The sequence below is a fragment of the Wolbachia endosymbiont of Tuta absoluta genome, from assembly GCF_059414725.1.
In genome coordinates, this window is record NZ_JBNRJY010000450.1 from 1 (window position 1) to 1,916 (window position 1,916).

1 pseudogene is annotated in these 1,916 nt (G+C 36.8%); it reads left to right on the forward strand.

Features of this window, described 5'->3' with window-relative positions:
- Positions 1-1,053 precede the first annotated feature (1,053 nt).
- Positions 1,054-1,701 (forward strand): annotated as a pseudogene (locus ACJ5GX_RS04910) (glutamine amidotransferase); the annotation flags it as partial.
- Positions 1,702-1,916: the final 215 nt, after the last annotated feature.

Below are 1,916 nucleotides of genomic sequence, written 5' to 3' on the forward strand. Positions count from 1 at the left end.
ATACAAACAATCTATCAGAATGTCCGTCGCTCAATTTTTTTGTAATATCCTTAAGTAAAATTAGAACCTGCAAACTCAATTAAAAAAGGCCACTCATGGTACTAATTACCTTATCTTTAATTACAGCGAATATTCATTGAGTTTGCAGGATCTAATTTTACTTATGGATAATACAAAAAACTTAGGCAACGCACATTCTGATAGATTATTTGTATAAAGACAAAATATTTTTTTTTGGGAAGTGGCGCCACTGTTGAGGTCGTTCGCGAGTACACTCGCCTTAAATATGCAAGTTTGTATTGCCACAGACCAAACGTACGTTTATGCGAGCGACACCTCGGACCTCGAGCACTTAGAAATTCCGTACATATTTGAAGTTAAGGTGACACTGCCTAGTGACAAACGCCACCGCCGGGCGACCGGTCATTCTGGCCAATGTCACCTTTATTACAATTACGATAGAATCACTACGAATTTCTAGTCGAAAGTGCACGAGCTGTTGCTCGCAAAAACTGTTCTTGCTCTACTGCGGCCCTCGATTGCAAACAAGTTCGTAGTAATGTGAAGCGATTTGCCTCTGGAAAATAATTGCTCTGGACATTGGCCGGATCGATCGGAGGGTGATTTTATTGCTTGAGGTTATTAATGGGGTAAAAGTAGACAGATTAATCCCGGGATATCCGCAATATTCGTATTTTTTTTCACGTTGATCCCGCGGGATTCGAATAACAGCATTTTTATGTACGATACGTGACTAAAAAAAATACCGGGAAAGAAAAACATTCGGATGAGTTTTTAAGTTGTCTGAGCCGTAATAGCATAGGCTGTCTTTTACAAAAATTGGAAGAAACGAAATGTGAAAACATTTCTTAGAATAAAGACATCATAAAGTACAACCCAGCTCAAAAGCGTTAAAATTCTAAGCTGTCCGTTCAAAGTATATGATCGATCCCGTTCCTCTAACGACCCAACCAGTGACTCAGTAGTCAGGTAAATTTACCATTGTGAAATGGATCACTGGGAAAATCCATCAATTACCTGCATTATCCACTGATTGTGATCGATCGAATAAAAGTTGAAGTTGCAAAATTTATCAAAGAGCAAAAGATAAACAGAATATTTATTTCAGATAACTTTCATTCAGCTCTTAACCCTTACCGCCAGCTTGTGAATGAAGCAATTGTAAAAATAGTAGATGACAATCCTACAATTCATTTGCTTGCCATATGCGGTGGTTTACAAGACATTATGCATGCAAAAGAAATTGAAATAACAAATGTTGTTAATGATGAGAAGAATCATTTAAAATCAGCATCCTATCCACAAAAAGAGAATATACCTCTTCAGCAGATAAAAATTGTTCCAGGTAGTAGTTTGGAAAAAGTGGTAGCTAGATTTTTACTACCTAATCAAAATGGCTGGTTTTCAACTTATTTTCCGAATGCTCATTCAGGTACAGTAAGTAATACTACAGAGAATAGAAGAAGGCTAGAGCTACTTGGATATAAAATTGCAGCGTTTGCCAATGAAGGATTAATAGAAGCTATCGAAGATAAGCATAGTAATATTTACTTTCAAAGTCATCTAGAAGCCCTTGTTGTCAAATCAGATAAAAACTCTCGTTTGTCAAGCCAAAAGGTACGTCAGGTTTCAACACTAGTTGCTATAGCGATTATAAATGATTTTCTTCATCGCGTTTAATGCTAAAATAAGGAGAATCATTTAATGTAATGCCAGTACTCTTTCTTCTTGTCATCCCAGTGCTTGACACTGGGATGGCTTTGTTGCACAGCTCTTCGGATAGTGGGTAATGTATAATAAATTCATGAAGCTATATCAAACTTAGCCATGCCTATTTCAGTAAATTTGTTAAGCAAATAACACTTGAGTAGCAGTTCCTTCTCACGATTAATCTC